A 22,669-nucleotide genomic window follows, 5' to 3' on the forward strand; every position below is an offset into this window, starting at 1 on the left:
TTATTGGTTCGTTTGTTTTTTATTTTCTTTCTTAAGCAGGACGTAGACTGAAATCATCATGAAAATCATGACAAACATAAAAGGCAAAGCGGCGACGATGGATGCGGTCTGCAACGCTTTCAAGCCTCCGGTTATCAGCAGCACCGCGGTGATGGACCCAATGAGACCGCCAAAAATCAGTTTAATGGGGGTGCTCGGTTCAAGTTCCCCGCCGGATATGATCATCCCGACGAAAAACGCTGCGGAATCCGCCGAAGTGATCAAAAAGATGATCAGGTTGAAAAAGACCACCACGCTTACCAGGCTGCCCAATGGGTACTGGGTAAGCAGTGTGAAAATACCGGAGCCGGCATCGGCGGAGATAGCTTTATACATCTCGAGGGTACCGGTGATCTCAGCATTCAGGGCAGTACCGCCCACCACGTTGAACCAGATAATGGTAATGACGAGGGGCACGAAGACGACCCCGAAAATAAATTCACGAATAGTCCTGCCCCTGGATATTCTGGCTACGAATCCCCCCACGAAAGGTCCCCAGGCGATCCACCAGCACCAGTAAAAAACTGTCCACCAGCCAAGCCATTTGCCTTCACTGACCTGGGCCATGGGATCGGTCCAGAACGACATAAAGATAAAATTCTGGAAATATTCGCCAACGGAATCGACCATGAGATTCAACAAGAATACCGTCGGTCCGGCAAGGAGAAAGAACATCAATACCAGAAAAGCCAGGACCATATTTATATTGCTGAGTATCTTAATACCCCTGTTGAGACCAGACACCGCCGAAATCGTATACCCGCAAACAAGAATCAAGGTAACAACCACAAGGCCAGTGGTACCCAGTTCTACATGAAAAACGTGCTTGATGCCGAACCGTATTGACATCAACCCCATTCCCAGCGAGGTGGCAATACCGGCAATAGTGGCAAACGCTGCGAGAAAATCGACCAGTTTACCCCAGAACCCCTGAGCTTTGTCGCCAAGCACCCCATACAGTGAATTGGCAATGGACAGAGGGAGTTTGAGACGATATGTGGTGTAGGCAATCGCGAGTCCGGCAACGGCATAACAGGCCCAACCATGAATTCCCCAGTGCAACAGGCTCACCTGAAGCGCGACAGGTGCCGCACCGGGTGTCGCCTTCGCCGCCAGATACGGAGGGGACATGTAATGGTAAAGAGGTTCGGCAACGCCCCAGAAAATAAAACCGATGCCGATACCGCAGCTAAACAGCATGGCTATCCAGGAACTGTACGAAAATTCCGGCAGCTCTCCGTCCTGCCCAAGGGGAATATCACCGTATTTACTGAACGCCATATACCCCAGGAAAAGGATAAACAGCGACACCGAAAGCATGAAAGACCATCCGAACTTGACCGAGATCCAACTTTGCGCAGAGCTCATCGCCTTGGAAAAACTCTCCTCCCCGTAAATACCCCAGAGGGTAATTCCGGCAACAAGGACGAGGGTACTCCAGAACAACTGGGGATCGTACTTGCCAATGAAACCAAGGGGTTTCGTTTTGGATCTCATTGTATTCTCAATTACGTTTTCCATCCTTACTCCTTGATTAGTTGTTGGTGTTTATTTTACTGGGTGGATATTTAGGTCACCGTCTTCTACGACTATCTCCTTTTCTGCAGCTGTCTTGTCAAAAGCGGCACCACCTCAAAAAGATCGCCTATGATGCCATAATCAGATTTCGAAAAAATGGGTGCGTCCTTATCGGTATTTATACCGACGATCAATTTTGAGGATTTCATACCGGCGAAGTGTTGTACCGAACCGGAGAGCCCGCAGCCGATATACAGTTTGGGGCTGACTATCTTGCCGGTAAGCCCCACCTGCATGGAATGAGGCGCATAACCCGCGTCCACCGCAGCCCTGGAAGCACCAATGGCAGCATCTATCGTATCTGCACACTCCTCAAGGATTTTAAAATTTTCACTTGAGCCAATGGGGCGTCCGCCGGTGATGATAATGTCCGCCTCGGCCAGGTCCTTTCTACCCGAACCACTCTTTTCAACGCCGGTCACGGTAATGGCATCGTCTATCGGACCGGCATACTCAAATTTTGTAATCGTGCAGGCTACCTTCTCCGGCACCGGGTCGAAACTGTTCGGACGAATCCCGCAGACAAAAGGCGCCGCCGTCAACTGCAGGGTTGCTGTGGCCTTGCCGGAAAAATGTGACTTTCTGACACAGTTCGTATTAAAATCGATCCCGGTACAGTCCAGAACCAGGGGCGCTTGCAATGACAACGCGGCCCTGGTTAACAGATCATTGCCGGTGGAACTGCTTACCCCCAGCAACGCCTTGACCCCGGAAGCCTTTACCGCATCGGCGAGAGCGAGTCCGGCGGAAACCGGAAGTTCTGACAGGGCAACTTCCCGGCCTCCGACAACGACAACTTCAGTGACCCCGTATTCTTCCAGCAGTTCCCTGTCCTTGTCGGCAAGATCATCGAGAACAAAACCCACGACATCGCCTCCCCGGCAAGCTGCGCCAACCACTCCCGGAACACTTTTTCCCAGCGCTTGATCCACAATTTCTATAAAGACACCTATCTTTGACATCGCTTCTCCTTAAATGATTCTTTGTTCCGCCAGGATATCCACCAGGGAGGATACCGCTTCCTCAGCGGTGCCTTCAAGAATCCTGGCCTCAGAACGATCTTCCGCAGGGTGCAGGCCTTTGAGCTGCACGCCTGAATTGTCCTGAATTGTCAGTTCTGCAATATCAAGCACCTTGATCTCTTTTTTCTTAGCCTTGAGAATGGCATGCATTTTTGGATACCTGGGCTCGTTCAGACCTTTGTTCGCACCAATAATGCAAGGAGTTTTCACGGTAAGAGACTCCCGCAGACCGCCGCCCATTTCCCGCTGGACCAGTGCCGTCGTTTTCTCAAGGGAAAAATTCACTACATTGCTGACCACCGGAAGACCGATCTGGGCACCCAACCGGTACGGCGTCTGCATTCCTTCACTATCCATCGACTGTTTTCCGGCGAAGATGATATCAGCCGGACCTTCCTGCTCTATTACCCAGGCCAAAGCCTGTGCCGTTAAATCGCTTCCGACAAACTGTTCCCCGGTTTTCACCAGCACGCTGCGGTCAACACCCATGGCCATGACCGTTCTCAAGGCACTGACCGCCCCCTCGCCGCCCACACAAACTGCTATGACTTCGCCATCGCCGTTGTTCTCTTTTAAGCGGACAGCCTCCTCCACCCCATATTCGTCATACGGGTTGACCACATAGACAACCTCCCTGTTATATTCCGTATCACCTACAATCTTTATTATCGCCTCGGAATCGGGAACCTGCTTGATACAGACATAAATACGCATTGCCGTAACCCTTGTTTTTTTATTTGGCAGCGGACCTTAGCCCGAAATTTCACTCTCTGTCTCCACTATTCCCAGTTCAGCTTCAGCGCCCCTGACAATATCACGAACTTTTTGCAGCACCTCGTCCGACAGCCTGGGCGGCTCATAATTCTCGAGGATACGCAGCACCTCCTCGCATGCACGCTGATAGGCGTCCTTGGAACCTGCCGCCTCCCACCTTGGCCGCATCCTGCGGTCCATCAGTTTCGGGCTGGTGGTCAGCCGCATGTGCCTATATGTGGTCTCGTGGGCGAGATAATCCTTGAAAGGTCCGATCTCCTTGATCGTATCCAGGGAAAGGGTCTCGTCGTTGACCTCGATACCGTTGACCGTTCTCTTGATCAGTCCGGCGACCTCATTATCCAATACCAGTTGCGCCAGATCGAAAGTAATTCCCATCTCCAGCATCCCCAGGCCGTAAATGACGTTGCACCCTGACAACGCCGGCAGGATACCGGTGATGGTTTTTTCATGGCCGGACTGGTAATCGGTTACTTTGCTGTCACCCTATCCGCCGGCGGCAAAGGAAGGCAGGTTGTAGTAATTGGCTATCTGGGCAACACCGGCATTGATGATGCCGGTTTCCGGGGAACCAACTGAAGCCGTTGCATTCTTCATATCGAGAGGACAGGTGGAACTGGCATATATAAAGGAAGCTCCTTCCTGCACAAGCTGGCCCAGGACAAGACTTGCCAGCAGTTCGGCATTCTGCTGCACCAGTGTCCCGGCGATATGAATGGGGGAGGAACCGCCCGACATGGCCATTGCGATACAGTTGACCCCCATACCGTTTCTGGCCGCTTCAATGATGATTTCACAATGATGCGAAGAGAGCCGCAGCGGACTGATGGGACAGGTGACAAAAGTGAGAAAAGGACGCTCCCGGAATTTTTCCTCACCTCCGGCAATGGCCCAGCATATTTCGATTATCTTACGGCACTGGTAACGGTCCACCGGTCCCAGCCAATGATGCTTGGTGGTGTTGGTCAACGAGGCCTCGGCGTTATGCAGGGCCTGAACGGAGTGGTGCCTGTCGTGTGAGAGCATGCATCGCTCATAGGTCTCCACATGGTCAAGATAGTCGATGACCCGGGCGGCCATCTCTATATCCTTTTTTGTGGTTTTGCGATGCTCGCCGGTATAGGGGTCGACGAACATGATCCCTTCGCCGAAATTGGTAAACGTTACCCGCTTGCCCTCCAGCACCACGTCACTTTCCGGAATACGCCCGTAAGCGTGGAAGGTTTCCGGCGCCGAACGAATGCATTTCTCCACCAGGTATGGGGGGAAGGTAACAACCCTGTTTTCCTCATTTATCCTTGCCCCGCCGTCTTTAAAAATCTGCCTTGCCTCCTCACTCTCAACGAACACCCCCGTGTCTTTCAATATCTCAAGGGTTCCCAGGTGAATCTCATGCAGTTCGTCTTCACTAAACACGTTGAGACTGAATCCGCCGCTCGAGACTTTTCCCGCCTTACAGGGTCTTTTCATTGTATACTCCTCGTTCCAGGTTTTATTGATCTTCGTGGCCTATGCCTTTATCGACTTTCCCTCGGGATCATAGGGGGCCTTTAAGTGGATTGTGATCGGGTACCGCTTGTTTTCCACTTCGATCTCATAACTTCCCTCCATGATCCAGTCGTCGGTGATTCCGTCCTCTTTGCCGAGATAGACCATTCCGATACTGTGACCGGAGACATGGGCATAGGAGCCATGGGTGTTCTCGCCGACGATTTCGCCGTTGCGGTACACAGGTTCATCGTGATAAATCAGCGGATCGGGGTCATCTATGGTAAAAATCACAAGCTTTTTCCTTATGCCCTCTTCCTTTTGCCTGACAAGGGCCGATTTGCCGATAAACTCCTCCGCCTTGTCCAGTTTTACGGCAAACCCCAGCCCCGCTTCAAACGGGGTGTCGTCAGGCGTTATGTCGCTGCCCCAGTGGCGGTAACCTTTCTCCAGCCGAAGCGAATCCACCGCATGGAGCCCGCAGAGCTTCACCCCGAACTCCTCTCCCGCCGCCATAAGTTCATCAAAAACTCCCTGGGCGAAAGGCGTGGGAATATACAGCTCCCACCCCAGTTCCCCGACAAAGCTCATCCGAATGGCAAAGGCGGTCGCGTATCCTGCATAAATTTCCCTGGCGGTGGCAAACGGAAAGGCTTCATTGGAAAGATCAGCGTCGGTAATTTTGTTTAACAGATCCCTGGCCCTGGGCCCCATGACCCCCAGCATCACATACGACCAGGTAACATCGGTCAGAACCGCATGGGCGTCTTCGGGAATATGTTTTTTAATCCAGTCAAAATCGCGGGTGGTGGTGGCTCCGGCGGTGACGATAAAGAATTTTTCCTCATCCATCCTGGTCACTGTCAGGTCCGCTTCAATACCGCCACGCTCATTGAGCAGCTGGGTATAAACGACCCTGCCGGCAGGGACCGCCACGTTATTGGCGCAGATCATCTGGAGAACCTTCTCGGCGTCCTTTCCCTGCATGAGAAACTTACCCATGGAGGTAAGATCGTAAACCCCTACATTTTCACGAATATTCATATGCTCCTGGGCGGAATATCCAAACCAGTTCTGACGGCCCCAGCTGTATTCGTATTTCGGTTCGACGCCTTCAGGGGCGAACCAGTTGGCGCGCTCCCATCCCGACACCACGCCAAAACAGGCGCCCATCTTCTTCAACCGGTCGTGAATGGGCGTCTTCAGAACATTCCTGGAAGAGCTGGGCTGCTTATAGGGAAAGTGATCGCTGTAGAGGTTTCCCACCGACTCCACATGAACCCGCTCTTCAATGTATTTGAGGTTGTTTTGCCAGGGATGGTATCTCCTCACATCCACCGGCCACAGATCTTCTTCCGGGTAGCCGTTTACCATCCAGGTGGCCAGCGCCATGCCTGCACCGCCGGCACTGGTGATTCCGACCGAGTTCATCCCGCATGCAACAAAGAAATTCCGGACTCCCGGCGCTTCCCCGAGAAGATACGACGTATCCGGAGTAAAGCTCTCGGGTACCGTGGTCAAACTGGTAACGCCTGCCTCGGCGAAGGCGGGAACCCTGATAATGGTGTTCTCGATAAACAGCTCCATCTGGTCCCAATCCTCTTCGAGCCTGGTATATTCAAAGTCATCGGGAATATTCCTGACCCCCCAGGTTTTTGCCATCGGCTCAAACCCGCCCATGAGAAGCCCTCCCATCTCCTCCTTGATATAGATGTAGCCGTCCATATCACGAAGATAAGGCATCTCCTTGTAGACACCTTCCATCGGTTCGGTTGTCATGTGCATATGTTCCGCCGCAACAAGGGGGATCGGCACCCCGACCATTTTACCAATCTTTCTCGACCACATGCCGGCGCAGTTGACCACGTATTCGCATCGGATTTCGCCTCGATCGGTTTTTACTCCGGTAACCGCTCCGTTTCTGACATCAATATCAAGCACCTTGACGTTCTCAATGATTGTGCCCCCCCCCATGCGTGCACCCTTGGCAAGTGCCTGGGTGGTATCTTCGGGATTGGTCACGCCGTCGTCGGGCTGAAACCATGCGCCGGTAAGATCCTTGGTTTCCATCACCGGGAAAAGGCGCCTGGCTTCTTCAAGGCTGATCTCCTCCATTCTGATTCCAAACGCCCGAGCCATGCCAAGAGCCCTCATATATTCGCTCCTTCTCGCCTGAGTGCGGGCAACACGTATGGAGCCATGCCGCTTATACCCGGTCGGCTGGCCGGTCTTGGCTTCAAGCCCTGCGTACAGATCCGCTCCGTACTTTGCCAGCCTGGTAAGGGGGCTGGTCGACCAGAGCTGGCCCAGAAGCCCCGCCGCCGCCCAGGATGTTCCGGATGAAATTCTCTTGCGTTCCAGCAGCACCACATCTTTCCAGCCAAGCTCCACCAGATGATATGCGGTACTGCAACCGACAATCCCTCCGCCAATGATGACCACCTGCGCGTGTGAGGGTAATTCTCCTCTCATACTGTGACCTCCTGATTTTTATTTTTTGCTGCACTCAATCCACACCATATGTTCACGCCCCTCTGCCGTTGCGAGACCATCTGTCTGGCTCTCGAAATAGCAATATATGTGCCGTTTCGACTCTAAAAACATAACGATTCGATTTAACACCATGTTTCAGGGCTGGGTCATTGCCGGGCATCGGATACCAACCCTGCATTGCCGATCCAAAAACGACATCCCAGCAAACAGATAACCTATTAAAATAAATAGAAATAAAGAGAAACAGCCACAAACCAATAACGGTTCAGCAAAAACACGCCATAATATCAACAATATAAACGGCTCTCACGAGCCTAAGGACGCAAAAACGACTCAAAGCCTGCGCAGTTCAGCAAACCAGCAGTAACAAACGTGGACAGCGCCCGATCCCGTCCGGAATAGATTTGACCGTATCAGAAAAAATTGATAAGAACCTAATGATCCAAGCGATATTTTGTGATTTTTCCGAGGATATTTTTTAAACAAAACCGGCAATCGGCACAATGCCCCTTCTTTTACAGGCAGGAAACTGGCCTGGTCGAAGAATCAAACAAGAAAAGAAAAATCAAAAATGATACGGAACGAGTCAAATCCAGAAGAATCTTTTATCGGTTTTCTCCAGGTGGATCGGCTGGGGATTATCCAGTATGCCAGTCCCCAGGCCGAATACCTTCTGGACTGCCGGGTCGACAAAGCCGACGTCTCCCTGATGACCGTGGCACCGAACATCGGTCGACAGGTGCTTTTATGCATGGAGCAGGAACTACACTCCAATGCGTTTGTCGCCAGAGAAAAAGAGAGAGATATCGAGGTCTTGGTGTCAACGATGATGCATGACAGCCTCCCTCAGGGAGCCCTATGTTTTCTGCGCGACATCAAAAATGCCGCAGAAGCTGCCCGCAACCTGCCGCCCATAAAAGAGATGCATCTTCAGTTTCAGGCCCTTCTGGAGCACAGCGGTTACGGCATATACATCCTTGACGGCAGGGGGATCATCCTGAAGGTAAATGACGTTGCCGCCGATCTTATAAGACTTGATAAAGACCAGGTAATAGGCAAGAGCATATTCAAACTCGTCGATCTCGGTATTATGGAAGAAGTTCTGACCCCTGCCATATTAAAAACAAAAAAACCGTTAACCCGTCCCCTCTGGGCAATCAAAAGCAATAAGTACATCATGGCTTCGGGCATTCCCATACTCGATGAACAGGGAGAGATCATGTTCGTTGTCGTCATCGAACATGACATGACCATTGTCAAGGAGTTGCGGGCACAGCTGAACCAGGCAAAACAGGTGGCGGAAACCATCAGGGGAGAGCTGTCGGATCGAAACCTGCTGGAGCTTGAGAACAGTGAGATCATCGCCATCTCACCGGCAATGAAGCAGGTGTTGACGGTATTGCTGAAACTGACCAGGATGGACGTCTCCAACATTCTCATCACGGGCGAGTCAGGCGCGGGCAAAGGATATCTTGCCAAATTCGTACATCAACACGGCCTCAGAAAAGAGCAGCCCTTTATATCAATCAACTGCGCCACCCTGCCGGAGATGCTTCTTGAGGCGGAACTGTTCGGCTACGAGAAAGGGGCCTTCACCGGCGCCTCGGAAACCGGCAAGGCCGGGCTGTTCGAACTGGCCAACAACGGCACCATCTTTCTCGATGAGATCGGCGACCTGCCCTTCTCCGTCCAGGCAAAACTCCTCAAGGTCCTCGACGACGGGGAGATCAGAAGGCTCGGCGGAACCAAAAGTATCAAGGTGAACTGCATCGTCATTGCCGCAACCAATCTCAACCTAGAAGACCTGGTCCAGAAAAAGACTTTTCGAAAAGACCTGTATTTTCGCCTGAATACTTTTCCTGTCAGAATACCGGCCCTGAGGGACAGACAGGAGGATATCCTGGCAATGGCAAAATTTTTCCTGAAAAAATTCAATGAAACATACAGGCAGAAAAAGAGATTCTCGGAACGATGTATAGAGGAGTTCCTGGCATATGACTTCCCCGGCAACATCCGCGAATTAGAAAATCTGATCAAAAATGCAGTGGTAATAAAGGAAAAAGATCTTTTGACGGGAATTCTTCCGGCAAACAGGATCCAGTCGGCCGTATCCATGGAAGCGCCGCCACAAAAACAGGCCCATGTTTTCAGGGGGCTTCAGGAAGACTTGCTGGAGTTTGAGCGAAAAAGGATCGAGCATGCCATGGAACAATTTGACAATACAAGAGATTTAGCACGATATTTCAGGATAAGCCAGTCCTCTGTTGTGCGAAAATTAAAAAAACACGGCCTGTCCTTTTAGCCGCCTCACACCTTACCAGGCAACCGCAGCCACCATGGAGAGCCAGATGAACACTGCCCCAAGCCGGACGTCTTTTATCACCCGTTTCTTGCAGCTGGAGGCGGCAGGCGGCATTTTACTCATGGTTTCCACCGCCGTGGCAATGGTGATCGCCAACACGCCGCTGGCAGTTTACTATGACCTGCTTCTGCAGACCAAGGTTGCCGTTACGATAGGAACATTTGAGATAGCCAAACCACTGCTGCTTTGGATTAATGACGGCCTTATGGCAATATTTTTCTTCATGGTCGGCCTCGAGCTGAAAAGAGAACTGCTCACAGGAGAGCTTGCGGAAAGAAAGAACATCGTACTTCCGGGCATCGGAGCCATCGGCGGCATCACAGTGCCGGCGCTGATCTATGTCCTGTTCAATGCCAATGATCCTTCGGCAATGAAGGGCTGGGCCATCCCCGCCGCAACGGACATCGCTTTCGCCCTCGGGGTATTGGCGCTTCTGGGCACAAGAGTGCCTGTCACCCTGAAGATATTTCTCACCTCCCTGGCTATTTTTGACGATGTCGGGGCAATTATCATCATCGCCCTTTTCTACACTTCAAAAATCTCGGTTACGGCGCTCGGAGCAGTCATTTGCTGCCTGCCGCTGTTGTATGCCATGAACAGGATCAATATAGTGTCGAAGACCTCCTATATCGGCGTGGGCGTCATCATGTGGGCGGCGATGATCAAATCGGGTATCCATGCAACACTGGCAGGCGTCATCCTTGCCATGTTCATTCCGATGCACGATCGGGACAGGCCTGATTTTTCCCCGCTGCAGGACCTTGAGCACGATCTTCACGCCGCCGTCGCATTTTTCATCCTGCCTCTGTTTGCATTTGCCAATTCAGGAATCGCATTATCCGGAACCGGCATCGACCACATCCTGCACGGGGTTCCGCTCGGCATCGGCCTCGGCCTCTTTATCGGGAAACAGATCGGAATTTTCGGATTCTGCTGGATAGCGATAAAATTCAAATTGACCTCCCTGCCGAGAGGAGTGGACATGAAAAGCTTGTATGGCGCGGCAGTGCTTTGCGGGATCGGCTTTACCATGAGCCTTTTTATCGGCTCATTGACATTTGAGGAAACTTCTTCCGGGAATCTGTTTGATGAGAGAACAGGGATCATTCTCGGGAGCCTGGCCTCGGGGATCATGGGATATTTTATCCTGCACCGAGTCCTGCAGAACAGGCAGAAAGAGTAACCGCTGTTCAACTAAGCACCGCCCCGCCACTTACTCCTCCTCCCAGCGATGCGGAGTACCCAGGGATCTTCGTACGGCAGTAATGATTCTGTCAATGAGATAATCATCCTGGAAAGCTCTATCTCCCAGGTAAATCTTCATCTCCTCCCTGTAGTAAACCGTCGAGTAAGAGAGCAGCAGCTTGGTTATAAACCCATCGAGCCAAAAAGCTGCGAAGGGGGCGTCGACGTTGGGAGAAATCTCGCCCCTTTCTTTAGCCTGGATAATCATGGATTTAAATTTTTCCGACACCACACTCTCAATTTCCACCGCCAAAGTCGACGAGACATCAGTATAGGAAGCAGTTGAAATATTACAAATATATCTGCACATTTTTCGATTCGGCGCGGGCATATTCGACGACCCGGCGAAAGATTTTTTCCTCAGATATTTTTTCAAATCTTTTTTTGTGATATTTTTTTCCACACCGGGATCCTTCTAGACTAAGATAAACTCAAGATCATACCTGATGGAATAAGGCCCTAGCAGGTCGGTAACCTGTCGACGGATAACGGTATCGTCGGACTCTGGAGCCAATTCAAGTGCAATAGTGGCCAAACTCCCGTAGCTGGGATCATCGCAGACACGGATATCCAGCGAAACACCCTGAGCGCCAAGGCCCGAGAGCACTCGCCGATAGACGGTTTCTATGGCAAGCCACCGCAGCTTCGACTTGAACACCTTGCCAATTGCAGTCAATAGTATCAGATCAAGGATAAAAACCTCTTTGGGAACTGCCGCCCGCTCGCTGATCAGCTGCTTCAGCGGGTCAATAATTTCGGAGGGTGACAGATCAACTCCTTCCTCCAACCGCACGAATAGAAACGGAATTTCCCCGGCATGTGAGTCTGGCAGCCCAACAGCTGCCGCCGACTGTATTTCATTATCATCTGTATATTTCTTTATTTCTTAATGATTCCAGGCAAAATAAACGCTGTTTTTCGCGGTGACACGATGGTAGCCGTTGTTCCCATAACTCCTTAACAATAAATCACTTATGGTATCTGTCTGCTGTTATCTTGCAATTGTTTTTGTACCAGGACCTGACCACCTTATCTTCACATACAGGTGATATCTGAAAACACGATAATCCGAGCTGTTTTTTTTCTTTGTCCTTGGCGGGGGCACCCATTACAGATTAAAATTTAACTACCCAATCTCGTTTATAAAACGATTGCTGAATCTCAGGGTGGACAAATGGTTCTTTCATTTATGGGCTTAACCAATAAACGTACTCTTGCCGGGGATCTCACCTTAGGTCTCACTGTTACTGTCGTCCTGGTCACCGCCACAGTCAGTCTCCTCTATTATTTTTCTTCGACATCAAGCGCTGAAAAACGTCTGGAATCCCAAGCCATTGAACACATCAACAGATTAACCAAGCTTTTGGCCACACCGCTTTTGATGGAAGATGAGCAATCGGTGGTTATCACTTCGGTGAAATACATGCGATCACACGGTGTGGTTGTGGTACGTGTATTCGACGCCAACGGCCAGGGGGTATACGATCCCATCGGTCCCAAGAATTTATCCCTCCTCACCGTAAAAAAACCCATCTACTGGTATGATGTCCGTTTCGTAGGAACTGTTGAAGTTTCTCTTTCAAGAAAAGGAATTATCGAGGCTCAGCGGACTACCCTCTATCTGACATTGATAATAATGTTCTCGGTCATCCTCTCTGTTATCACAGCAAGCAGGATATTACTGAAACTGTTTCTGACGAAACCGCTCTCTGTGCTGACCCGCGGGATCGAGATTATTGCCGGAGGTTCATATGATTACGTTTTAGAACCTGTAAATCGAACAGACATCGATGCAATAATAGACAAAATCAACGTTATGGCCAGCCTGATTGCGGCAAGAGACAAGCGGCTCCTGGATTTGATAGAAAAGCTGCGGATAAGCAGGGATGAATTGAGCAAAAGCCTTGAGGAAACCGTCATATCACTGGCCTCCACCACCGAAAAAAGGGACCCCTACACATCCGGGCACCAGGAACGGGTAAATCGCCTGGCACTTGCAATTGCAAAAGAGCTGGCGCTTCCCGATCAGCAGATCGAAGGCCTCCACATCGCATCCCTCCTGCACGATATCGGCAAGATCGCCCTGCCGGCCGAATACCTGGCTAAACCATCTTTACTTTCCCGTATTGAAAGGGCCGCGATCGAACACCACGCAGAGGTTGGGTTTGACATACTTAAAAACATTCATTTCCCCTGGCCGGTGGCTGATATTGTCTATCAGCACCATGAACATCTCGATGGCTCTGGCTATCCCAGGAGTTTGACCGATGAAGAGATACTCCTGGAAGCGAAGATACTTGCTGTAGCCGACGTGGTGGAAGCAATGTCGGCCCACCGTCCCTACCGTCCTTCACTGGGTATACAAGCGGCCCTGAACGAAATCCGCTCAGGACGCGGGACCCGTTATCACGCCCCGAGCGTCGACGCCTGCATCAGGATCGTCGAACATAAGAAAGCTGAGTTTTACTCCAAGGATTGGTGTCCCCTTTTGCTCTAGTCATTACAAAAAACTGTTAAAATCCAAAAAACATAAGCAATTTCCTGACCGGCAATTATAATTGACGTTCAATAATTATCGCGCCAGGCCATACCAGAGAATAGACACTTCAGGAATCGCCCCCCTGTTCCCCCTCTTTCTGCTGCGCCTCAGGTCGCATGCATTTTTATGGTATGCGATGATCTTCAACAACAGTGGCACGGGGAAGGTGGCGGGGTGCGCACCTTTGACACTACAATGGTGTTGCTCCTTTCCGAACCGGGAGAGTGGAGCGGCGTGATTCGTTTTATATAAAAAGGATCAGTAATGAGCAATCTCAATGAAGCAGAATCAAAAAAACTCCTTGCCGGCTATGGCATTCCGACGGTGCAAGAGAAAATTGCCGCAGATGTATTTCACGCCGTGCAGATCGCAGAGAAAATGGGTTTCCCTGTCGTGCTCAAAGCGCTTGGCTCTAAACTCACCCACAAGAGTGACCGCGGATTAGTGCGTTTGGGACTTGCCGATGCCGACCAGACCAGGAACGCTGCGGAAAAAATTGCCAGAGCCGCAGGCGCCGACCTGGAAGGCTTCCTGCTGCAGCCCATGCTGAGTGGTAAACGTGAATTTGTTGCCGGTCTCATACGGGATCCGATGCTTGGCCCGATCGTAATGTTCGGCCTTGGCGGGGTATTTACTGAAGCATTGAACGATGTTGTTTTCAGAGCTGTTCCAATCGACACAACCGAGGCCGAATCGATGCTGGCTGAAATCAGGTCTTCGGCTCTGCTTGACCGGTTTCGTGGCGAGCAACCGGCCGACACCAGAGTTCTTGTCGACTGTCTCGTGGGTCTTTCGCGCCTTGCGGCTGAACACCCGGAAGTATCTGAGGTGGATATAAATCCTCTTCTGGTTGACCCTGACGGTAAAGTCCACGCCGTAGATGCACTCGTAATTACAGAGGATAGCGGACAACCTCCAAAACCTCGACAGGTCGTGTCTCCCGAGGTTCTGGGCAAGATCTTCAATCCCCGGTCGATTGCGTTCATAGGCGCATCCACCGGGTTCGGCAAGTGGGGCCAGTCGCTGCCTGCCAATCTTTTAGCCCACGGCTACCCGGGTCCTGTCTATCTGGTAAACCCCAGGGGGGGGCAACAGTGGGGCAGACCCGTTTACACATCCATCCATGACGTGCCCGGCCCGATCGACCTGGCGGTCGTCACCATCCCTGCGGCCATGGTTCGCGGACTTATAAACGACTTCAAGGAAAAAGGGGTCCCGGCAGCCCTGCTTATCTCGTCAGGATTTTCCGAAATGGGAGAAGAAGGCAGAATTCTCGAAAATGAGATTCTGGAGGACGCCCGAAGAGCCGGGATTGTTTTTCTCGGCCCCAATACGATGGGTATCCAGAATCCTCACGAAAAACTGTTCCTCACCGGGGTCCACACCACGCCGAAGGCGGGAGGAACCGCGCTTATTTCACAATCGGGTAATATGGGCGTGCAGTTGCTGAGTTTTGCAGAAGAACAGGGGTTGGGAATCAGGGCCTTCGGCGGGAGCGGCAATGAAGCCATGGTGGCCATCGAAGATTTCATGGAAGCTTTCGAGGTGGACAACAAGACCCGTACTGTCCTGCTTTACCTGGAAAGTGTCAAGGACGGCAGACGTTTTTTTAAATCGGCACGCAGGGTCGGCAAGAAAAAACCGGTCATCATCCTTAAAGGCGGTCGATCCGAGGCAGGTGATCGTGCGGCAGCAAGCCATACAGGAGCTCTGGGTACTGATTTTAAAATCTTCGAAGCACTCTGCCGCCAGTCAGGAGTGGTCAGTGTGCATCAGCCCCTGGAAATGCTCGACGCAGCCGCAGCCTTCTCCTCCCTGCCTTTGCCGCAAGGTCGGCGGGTAGCGATTATGACCCTGGGCGGAGGCTGGGGAGTGATAACAAGTGATCTTTGCAGTGAGCATAAACTGGTCGTTGAACCTCTGGACAAAGAGATGATCGAGCTCTTGAACGGCATGCTTCCGCAATACTGGAGCCACGCCAATCCCGTCGATCTTGTCGGCGAAAACGACCTGACACTGCCGCTGAAGGCCATTGAAGCCCTTGCTGCCTGGGATGGTTGTGATGCAGTGATCCACCTCGGCGTATCCGGGCGGGAATTTCTCCTGGAGGCCTCGGTCAAATCTGCAACTATCGTAGACCCAGAGGTCGAACTCTCCGACTATCAACACCTCCTGACCGGAATGAATCGCTGGGAACAGCAATATGCCAAACATACCGTCGCGCTGATGGAAAAATATGAAAAACCGATCCTCGGGGTAACACTGACATCCAACTCCAAAATAGGCGCAATTTATGAAGTTGAAGATGCAAAATACGACGGGGTCTTTTTTTCAAGTCCCGAGCGTGCGGTGAAGGCGCTTGGCTATATGTGTGAGCATGTTGATTTTTTAAGGCGGGAATCTTCCCGGTAATTTTCATTGCGGGGTTCCCGCCAAGACGTCGGAGCGATATCATGACTCGTATAATCAATACGTTGCAATACTTGACACGCCATCCTCCCCCTGCTGTCTGCAGCTTGTAACGCCGGCATCTTCGTCAGCTGCCCCAGCTCCCCCGGACAATGGGGGAACGCCCACTCCCGCTGAACCAGTACAACGTCAGCCATGCCACTATCGTCGTTTGTTAATTACCCATGCGAGCTGATGGGGGTACAGTCGCGTCCTAATCCTGCTGCTTTTCTCTTTTCTCAAACCTCCATTGGCTCCGGACAGACTGACAACAGTACTACTATTCCCAACAGCCGCACCCAGTAAACAATAAGTTGCATTAAGTGTTAGGGTATTGTATCATAAATATATGTTAATTCATTATTTTAAGACAAGAAACACGCTATTAATGCAGCTACAACACCACCCCAAAATATCCCTGTGATTTTGCATATGCGGTAAAATCATAACCGTCTCTTGACAGTGGGAAAATCCGGACTGTGTGAAATCCGTGAGTCGGCCATCGCCTCCATATCAGACCGATGATTCAGATGAGAACAGAGCCCGCCCTGCCGACATGACAAGTGCTTTGTGCCGACAGCATGATGCGTAGGGTACATGACCCTTCTGACATTGCAGGTCATGGCGGTGATCCGGAATGGAAATCTGGTTGTCGGCTTTATCATTAATTTCACTGGTAGTTTTCCTACCGTCGATTTTGCGTTACGGCTGCAACAACACTGGTCAAGGTTCCTGAATAATACCGTCCGTAACCGTATTCAGGGAAATTGTAAACAGCTTCTGTCTACACTGCACTTTAGCACCACATAATTCGAGGATTCGGTTCAAGCTCAAACCGCTGTTTAAATTGCAATCAGGGACGCCTTCTTCAGAGCCCTGTTGCGGGACGCTTTCTTATCACTTTTGGGAAATAATATTTTGACGGTAGAAAAGCAGAGCAGTTTATTTTGTATAGCACTTCTTCTGAAACGAAATGGCATGCCGGTGGATTTGGAGCATCTTCGGCATAATTTTTCAGCATCTTCGTGCAGCGATGTTCACCTGCAACTCAAGAGAAACCTTGTTGAGCTCGGCTTTACAGTGTCTTCGGTGCGCAAATCGCCCCAGGAACTGAAGGGAAAAGATTACCCGGTCATAGCACAATTTCAAAAGAGCGGGGATTTTGCCCTTCTCCTGCAAGACAACAGGGAAGAAAGGAAAATCCTGGTCCAGAGAAGTTCCGGAGAACGCGCATCCTGGATAGCTGTAGACGAACTGAAAGGGCAACTGCAACCGGATCTCTTTATCGCTAAAATTAAAAAAGAGACGGCTGAGGAGTCTTCTTCACGATTCAGCCTTTCGTGGTTTATAGAGGCCGCATTGAGATATAAATCCATCCTGCGGGACTGCATCCTCGCCTCCCTTTTCGTGCAGATCTTCGGCCTGCTTGCCCCCCTTTTCTTCATGATTGTCATCGACAAGGTCCTGAGCAATAACAGCTTGTCAACCCTTGATGTGCTGGTATTCGCCCTGGTGGTCGTTTCAGCTTTCGAAATACTTCTCGGCGGGTTGAGAAGCTACCTTATGTCACATACCGCCAATCGGATCGACCTCAAGTTAGGCATAACCCTGTTCAGACACCTCATCTCCCTTCCGATGAGTTATTTCGAGAGTCGCCAGGTTGGTGATACCATCGCCAGGATGCGCGAACTGGAAACCGTCAGGCAGTTTATTACCGGCTCCGGGATAATGTTGTTTCTCGATCTGTTTTTTCTCGTCATCTTTCTGGTGGTGATGTACCTGTTCAGCCCTTTTCTGGCAACTATTGTAGTGGCCGCCCTGCCGTTTCTCTTCTGTGCATCCTTTTTTATCACGCCTTTTCTGCGAAACAGCCTTGAGGACAGATACGGAAGCAATGCCGCCAATCAATCCTTTCTTGTCGAGACCATCAGTGGCATGGAAACGATCAAGTCCTCTGCCGCAGAACCAAAAATCCGTGCAAAATGGGAGGAAAAGCTCGCCGCCCATGTACAAAACGGTTTCCATAGCGGCAACCTGTCAAACCTGATCCAGCAATCCACGACAATTGTCAGCAAGATCCTTTCCGTATTATTGCTCTGGCTGGGTGCGAAAGAGGTGTTGCACGGCAACCTTACCATTGGCCAACTAATCGCATTCAACATGCTCTCCTCAAGGGCAGTGGCGCCTATTCTTCGTCTATCACAGGTCTGGAAAGAATTTCAGCAGGCAAAGGTTTCCGTAGCGAGGATCGGGGATATCTTCAACTGCCCGCCTGAACCGGGTTTTGATCCGGCAAGGGTCTCGCTGCCTCCTCTTCGCGGGAAAGTAGAATTTGACCGTGTCTCATTTCGCTACCGTCCGGATAGTCCTCTGGTGCTTGAAGAAGTTAATTTTTCCGTCAATTCTGGCGAGGTAACCGGAATTGTCGGCAGTACCGGATCTGGGAAGACAACACTTGCCAAGCTTCTGCTCAGGCTCTACGTACCGGAGCGGGGAAAGGTGCTGGTCGATGGGATTAACCTGGCCATGGCCGACACGTCCTGGTTGCGCAGGCAGATAGGTGTGGTGGTGCAGGACGGGGTACTGTTCAACAGTTCGATAAGGGACAATATCGCTCTTAATTCTCCCGAACTGGATATCGAAGATGTAATGAAGGTGGCGGAACTTGCCGGTGCCCATGAATTTATCCTGCAGCTGCCAGACGGCTACGACACCCTGGTGGGAGAGCGCGGCTTGCAGCTCTCAACCGGACAGCGCCAGCGACTTGCCATTGCCCGGGCCCTGGCAACCGATCCGAAAATGCTGGTCCTGGATGAGGCAACCAGTGCTTTGGATTACGAATCGGAGCGGATAATTCAAAACAATATGCAAGAGATATGCAAGGGCCGTACTGTTTTCATCGTTGCCCACAGGCTCTCTACAGTACGGCAGGCCGATCGTATTATCACCCTGGAAAAGGGCAGGATTGTTGAAAACGATTCCCCACAAGCATTGCTGGCGGCAGGTGGGCGCTATGCGACACTGCACGCAATTCAGGAAGGAACCCATGGCTGAAAAAACGACTCGTCTAAAAAAAATGGTGGAGACACGCAGACAGCGGCGTGAGAAGCGGCGGAGCATGGACTTCATGCCGACAGCCCTTGAGGCTCTTGAGAGCCCACCCGCACCCTTATACAGGGCCATTATAAACATTATCCTTCTATTCATTTCCATCGCCATTGCCTGGGCCATATTTTCCCATATGGATATCGTGGTAAGTGGTACCGGTGTAGTGATCCCGAAGGGCAAGGTAAAAGTAATCCAGCCACTTGAGCCTGGTATCGTCACCGCAATCCATGTCCGCGACGGACAGCGGGTGAGTGAAGGTGAATTGCTCATCTCCATGGACGACTCGGAAAGCCTGGCAGACATCGCAAGTTTTACCAAGGAGCTTGAGACTTCCGACCTGACAATCCTGCGGCTGGAAGCCGAGTTGACAGGTGAACCCTCGCATTTTATTGCTCCACCAAACGCCGATGTAAATATCGTTGCGTTGCAACGACGTCTTCTCGGTGAGTCGATGGCAACCCAGGAAGAGCGGCTTGTAGCGTTGAACAGGGAAATCCAACGGACCGATGTTGAGTGCACCCTTCTTAACGGGAATATCTCCAGATTGGCTGAATCTCTGCCGTTGTCACAGCAACTTTTCAAGAAAAAGAAAACTCTTGCAGAAAAAAAACTGATCTCCGAAGCAGAACTTCTCCAGGCAGAAATAGAGATAAATAATGTCAGGCATGACCTGTCAACGGCAAGAGAACGTCTGCATGAGGCTGAAGCTCGTCTCGAACGGGCAAGAGATGAGATACGACTTGCCGAGGCCGAGTACAGCAGGGACTTGCTCAGCCAGCTTACAGAAGCAAAAAACAGAAAATCGCAACTTGAGCACCAACTGGAAAAAGCGCAAAACCGCAAGAACCACCGCGAACTTCGCTCCCCCACTGAAGGCATAGTGCAACAACTTGCCGTCAACACTGTTGGTGGCGTCGTCACCTCTGCCCAACCTCTTCTAGTCATCGTTCCGACCGGTGCCGGGGTGGAGATAGAAGCGAAGATTCTCAACAAGGATATCGGATTTATCAAGGAACAGCTGCCGGTCTCGGTCAAGGTTTCGGCATATCCGTATACCCGGTATGGCGATCTTGACGGCACCATTGAGTGGGTTGCCAAAGATGCCGTTGTCGATGAGCAGTTAGGGCCTATCTACCCCATCAAGGTAAAGATTAACAGCCTGAAACTCCCTAATCTGGTCAATGGCAGGCAGGGCATACTCAGCCCGGGCATGACGGTGACGACAGATGTGAAGGTGGGGCAACGGCGGGTTATAGAATATTTTCTTGGCCCGGTTATGCGTTACAAGGATGAAAGTTTACGGGAGATCTGACAATGTCAAAACAGGTTGAAAAACAAAAAGACAGGCAAACCATGAATCAACAACAGACTGAAGCGGACGACGCCCTGCGCGAACACATCACCGCCCAGTCCCTTAAAATTGTCAAACGACTGCCGGCCATTGGACCGGTCGTCATGCTCTACCTGCAATCGTCACACCGCAGATTCCAGTTTATCTCGGATCTGGAGTGGCTTCTTTTGCCTCCCCTCGTTTCAGGTCAATGCAAGCTCTATATGAAGAAAGAATACCCCGTCTCCTACATTTCCTGGGCATTTCTCAATGAAGAGGCGGAAAACCACCTGTTGAAAAACGGTGGAAAACTACGACCTGAAGACTGGAAATCAGGGAACCGGCTGTGGATCGTCGATATGGTAGCACCTTTTGGCGGTATAGAGAACATGCTCAACGATATTCGCAGAAACGAATTCCCGGAAAGCGAAATCCGGCTTGTAGCGCCAGATCCGGAAACCGGGGGCATAACTGCTCGTAAACTCCGAGCCTACAACAGTGAAAAGCACACAGAAAATAGCACTCCAGATGACACCCTCACAGATGCGCACAGCAAATCACCAGGAAAAAGGGACAGGGACGCCAAGTAGCATGACCGGATTCTGTAAAACCGTCGTTTTGTTGAGGATGAAGCAGATCACCGCTTCTCTTTTTACGTTCCCCCTCCTTGTCTTTTTGCTGTGCGCCGCACCGGTAAGGGGGGATGAGACTGGAGAAGAGACAGGAATGACTCTTGAAGAAGCATTCGCCCTGGCCCTGGAGAAAGATGCGCAATACGAGGCAGACATGCATGGCGCCGGAGCACGGCAGGCTGACGGATGGCGGAAGATTGCCGGATACGGGCCGACCCTGTCACTTTCAGGCAGTTACAGTAAAGGCCACGATGAACTGAGTCCGGATGCTGAGAGCGAAATGAATAAGAGCGAGGCACGTTTTTACGAAAAGGAGCTGACCTTGAGTTTTGAGCAACCACTCTTTGATGCGGTAAAAGCAGCATCGTTTAGACAGGGGAGAAACCAACTGAACATAGCAGAACTCAAGCAGAAAACCAGTCACGACGATCTCCGCCTGCGGGTATCAACAGCTTTTTATGAGGTCCTTTCTACAAGGGAGAGTCTGCGAATTGCAACCAAACAGACTAAAGCTATCAATAAGCAACTGCAAAACGCGACAGACAGGCTCAAACTCGGATTTGGAACAATTACCGACCAGTATGAGGCGGAAGCGCGTTATCGACAATCTGCGGCAGCGGAGATATCACGGAAATTGGAGTGGAAAAGGGCAACAACCGAGCTTGCAACCCTGCTCGGGGGCATAACCCCACCCCTGGCAGATCCTGCTCCAGAATATGAGTTTGTGCCTCTAACCAACGACTTGGAGTATTGGCTGGATGTTGCCGATACCAACTCCACCGCTCTCATAAATAAGCGCCTCGAGCTGAAAGCGGCGCAACACACCTACTCTTCCAACCAGTCTCGTTTTCTCCCCTCGCTCGCGTTTTATGCGGATTACTCAAGAAACGAGCCCGATGACTCCCTTGCCGGCTATGGAGAAGACCGGACTGAATTTGATGTGGGACTGGTACTCAGAGTAAATCTGCTTGATGGCGGAGGCGATGTAGCTGCAACAATAGCCGCGCAACGCAGGATGAAGGAGGCGGACGCCCTGTTACGCACCTCCCTGCAAAAGATAAAGAGTTCGGTCGAATCACTCTACGACAGCATCAACGATACCACCCGTCTCATATCCGCCTACGCCAGCGCATCCGAAGCGAGCAGACTGGCTTTGGAATCAGTAGAGGCGGCATATCTTGAAGGGGTAAAAGCTCTGCCGGAAGTGCTGGATCGCCAGCAGGATTATTACGGGATACTTGGCCAATACCACACTGCCCAATATTCCTATATGACCCTTATTTGTTAATCAGCGTGCAATAATGACCCCTTAGAGAAGAAAACAGCGTCGAAAATTGACCCCTCTATGTTATCCCGTCCGTGATGAAATTATCACGGAGGAAATGGAGGATGTTAATAGTGGAGACCATAGCAAAAATACGTCGTTTACACTTTTCAGAAGGGCTTGGGATAAAAACGATTAGTCGTAAGCTTGGACTGTCTAGAAATACAGTCCGTAAAGTTATTCGTAGCGGTGCAACGGAACATACTTACGAGCGCAAGCTTCAACCCCAGCCTCAACTTGGCGAGTATGTTTCCCAGTTGGAGGAGTTGCTTGAAGCGGATTGGGAG

General features: G+C 51.1%; 14 protein-coding genes and 2 pseudogenes. 9 read left to right on the plus strand and 7 right to left on the minus strand.

What is annotated here, in order from left to right:
- The 5 genes and pseudogenes from BLQ17_RS12300 to BLQ17_RS12325 all read right to left on the minus strand — a co-directional run bounded on the left by BLQ17_RS12300 (position 1) and on the right by BLQ17_RS12325 (position 7,373).
- Complete coding sequence (locus BLQ17_RS12300) at positions 1 to 1,536, minus strand: BCCT family transporter (protein WP_092223297.1); 1,536 nt, start codon at positions 1,534 to 1,536, stop codon at positions 1 to 3.
- Positions 1,537 to 1,628: 92 nt separating this feature from the next.
- The gene (locus tag BLQ17_RS23205) at positions 1,629 to 2,579 is read right to left on the minus strand and encodes an electron transfer flavoprotein subunit alpha/FixB family protein (RefSeq protein WP_245695117.1); all 951 of its coding nucleotides are present in this window, start codon (positions 2,577 to 2,579) and stop codon (positions 1,629 to 1,631) included.
- A 9-nt stretch (positions 2,580 to 2,588) separates the two neighbouring features.
- Positions 2,589 to 3,353 (minus strand): electron transfer flavoprotein subunit beta/FixA family protein, encoded by a 765-nt coding sequence (locus BLQ17_RS12310; protein ID WP_092223256.1) that lies wholly within the window; start codon positions 3,351 to 3,353, stop codon positions 2,589 to 2,591.
- Positions 3,354 to 3,389: 36 nt separating this feature from the next.
- A pseudogene (mttB, locus tag BLQ17_RS12320) lies at positions 3,390 to 4,883 on the minus strand ([trimethylamine--corrinoid protein] Co-methyltransferase).
- A 39-nt stretch (positions 4,884 to 4,922) separates the two neighbouring features.
- The gene (locus BLQ17_RS12325; RefSeq protein WP_092223262.1) at positions 4,923 to 7,373 is read right to left on the minus strand and encodes a GcvT family protein; all 2,451 of its coding nucleotides are present in this window, start codon (positions 7,371 to 7,373) and stop codon (positions 4,923 to 4,925) included.
- Between the two features lie 592 nt (positions 7,374 to 7,965).
- On the opposite strand from BLQ17_RS12325, the gene BLQ17_RS12330 reads away from it, so the two are divergent.
- Entirely contained in the window at positions 7,966 to 9,696 is a 1,731-nt protein-coding gene (locus BLQ17_RS12330) for a sigma-54 interaction domain-containing protein (RefSeq protein ID WP_092223264.1), read from the plus strand.
- Positions 9,697 to 9,742: 46 nt separating this feature from the next.
- The gene (nhaA, locus tag BLQ17_RS12335) at positions 9,743 to 10,939 is read left to right on the plus strand and encodes a Na+/H+ antiporter NhaA (protein WP_092223266.1); all 1,197 of its coding nucleotides are present in this window, start codon (positions 9,743 to 9,745) and stop codon (positions 10,937 to 10,939) included.
- A 30-nt stretch (positions 10,940 to 10,969) separates the two neighbouring features.
- Here nhaA and BLQ17_RS12340 read toward each other — a convergent pair whose 3' ends face one another.
- A complete protein-coding gene (locus tag BLQ17_RS12340; RefSeq protein ID WP_143005501.1) occupies positions 10,970 to 11,311 on the minus strand; it encodes a hypothetical protein in 342 nt (113 codons plus the stop codon).
- Positions 11,312 to 11,416: 105 nt separating this feature from the next.
- Positions 11,417 to 11,884, minus strand: coding sequence for an AMP-binding enzyme (locus BLQ17_RS12345; RefSeq protein ID WP_092223270.1), 468 nt, complete (start codon positions 11,882 to 11,884; stop codon positions 11,417 to 11,419).
- A gap of 291 nt (positions 11,885 to 12,175) precedes the next feature.
- Here BLQ17_RS12345 and BLQ17_RS12350 point away from each other — a divergent pair, with 291 nt between their 5' ends.
- The 7 genes and pseudogenes from BLQ17_RS12350 to BLQ17_RS22875 form a co-directional block, all read left to right on the plus strand.
- The gene (locus BLQ17_RS12350) at positions 12,176 to 13,498 is read left to right on the plus strand and encodes an HD-GYP domain-containing protein (RefSeq protein WP_092223272.1); all 1,323 of its coding nucleotides are present in this window, start codon (positions 12,176 to 12,178) and stop codon (positions 13,496 to 13,498) included.
- Between the two features lie 306 nt (positions 13,499 to 13,804).
- The gene (locus tag BLQ17_RS12355; protein ID WP_092223274.1) at positions 13,805 to 15,952 is read left to right on the plus strand and encodes an acetate--CoA ligase family protein; all 2,148 of its coding nucleotides are present in this window, start codon (positions 13,805 to 13,807) and stop codon (positions 15,950 to 15,952) included.
- A gap of 954 nt (positions 15,953 to 16,906) precedes the next feature.
- Positions 16,907 to 19,042: a peptidase domain-containing ABC transporter gene (locus BLQ17_RS12360; RefSeq protein ID WP_281180531.1), complete on the plus strand. Its 2,136-nt coding sequence runs from the start codon at positions 16,907 to 16,909 to the stop codon at positions 19,040 to 19,042.
- Positions 19,035 to 20,408 carry an HlyD family type I secretion periplasmic adaptor subunit gene (locus tag BLQ17_RS12365; RefSeq protein WP_176761204.1) on the plus strand — a complete coding sequence of 458 codons (1,374 nt, stop codon included), beginning with the start codon at positions 19,035 to 19,037 and terminating at the stop codon, positions 20,406 to 20,408. The genes BLQ17_RS12360 and BLQ17_RS12365 overlap by 8 nt, the downstream gene beginning before the upstream one ends.
- A 2-nt stretch (positions 20,409 to 20,410) precedes the next feature.
- The gene (locus BLQ17_RS12370; protein ID WP_092223277.1) at positions 20,411 to 21,016 is read left to right on the plus strand and encodes a toxin-activating lysine-acyltransferase; all 606 of its coding nucleotides are present in this window, start codon (positions 20,411 to 20,413) and stop codon (positions 21,014 to 21,016) included.
- Entirely contained in the window at positions 20,970 to 22,346 is a 1,377-nt protein-coding gene (locus BLQ17_RS12375) for a TolC family protein (protein ID WP_176761205.1), read from the plus strand. Before BLQ17_RS12370 ends, BLQ17_RS12375 begins: the two co-directional genes overlap by 47 nt.
- 101 nt (positions 22,347 to 22,447) lie before the next feature.
- A pseudogene (locus BLQ17_RS22875) lies at positions 22,448 to 22,669 on the plus strand (IS21 family transposase); the annotation flags it as partial.

The organism is Desulforhopalus singaporensis (genome assembly GCF_900104445.1).
GTDB classification, from domain to species: domain Bacteria; phylum Desulfobacterota; class Desulfobulbia; order Desulfobulbales; family Desulfocapsaceae; genus Desulforhopalus_A; species Desulforhopalus_A singaporensis.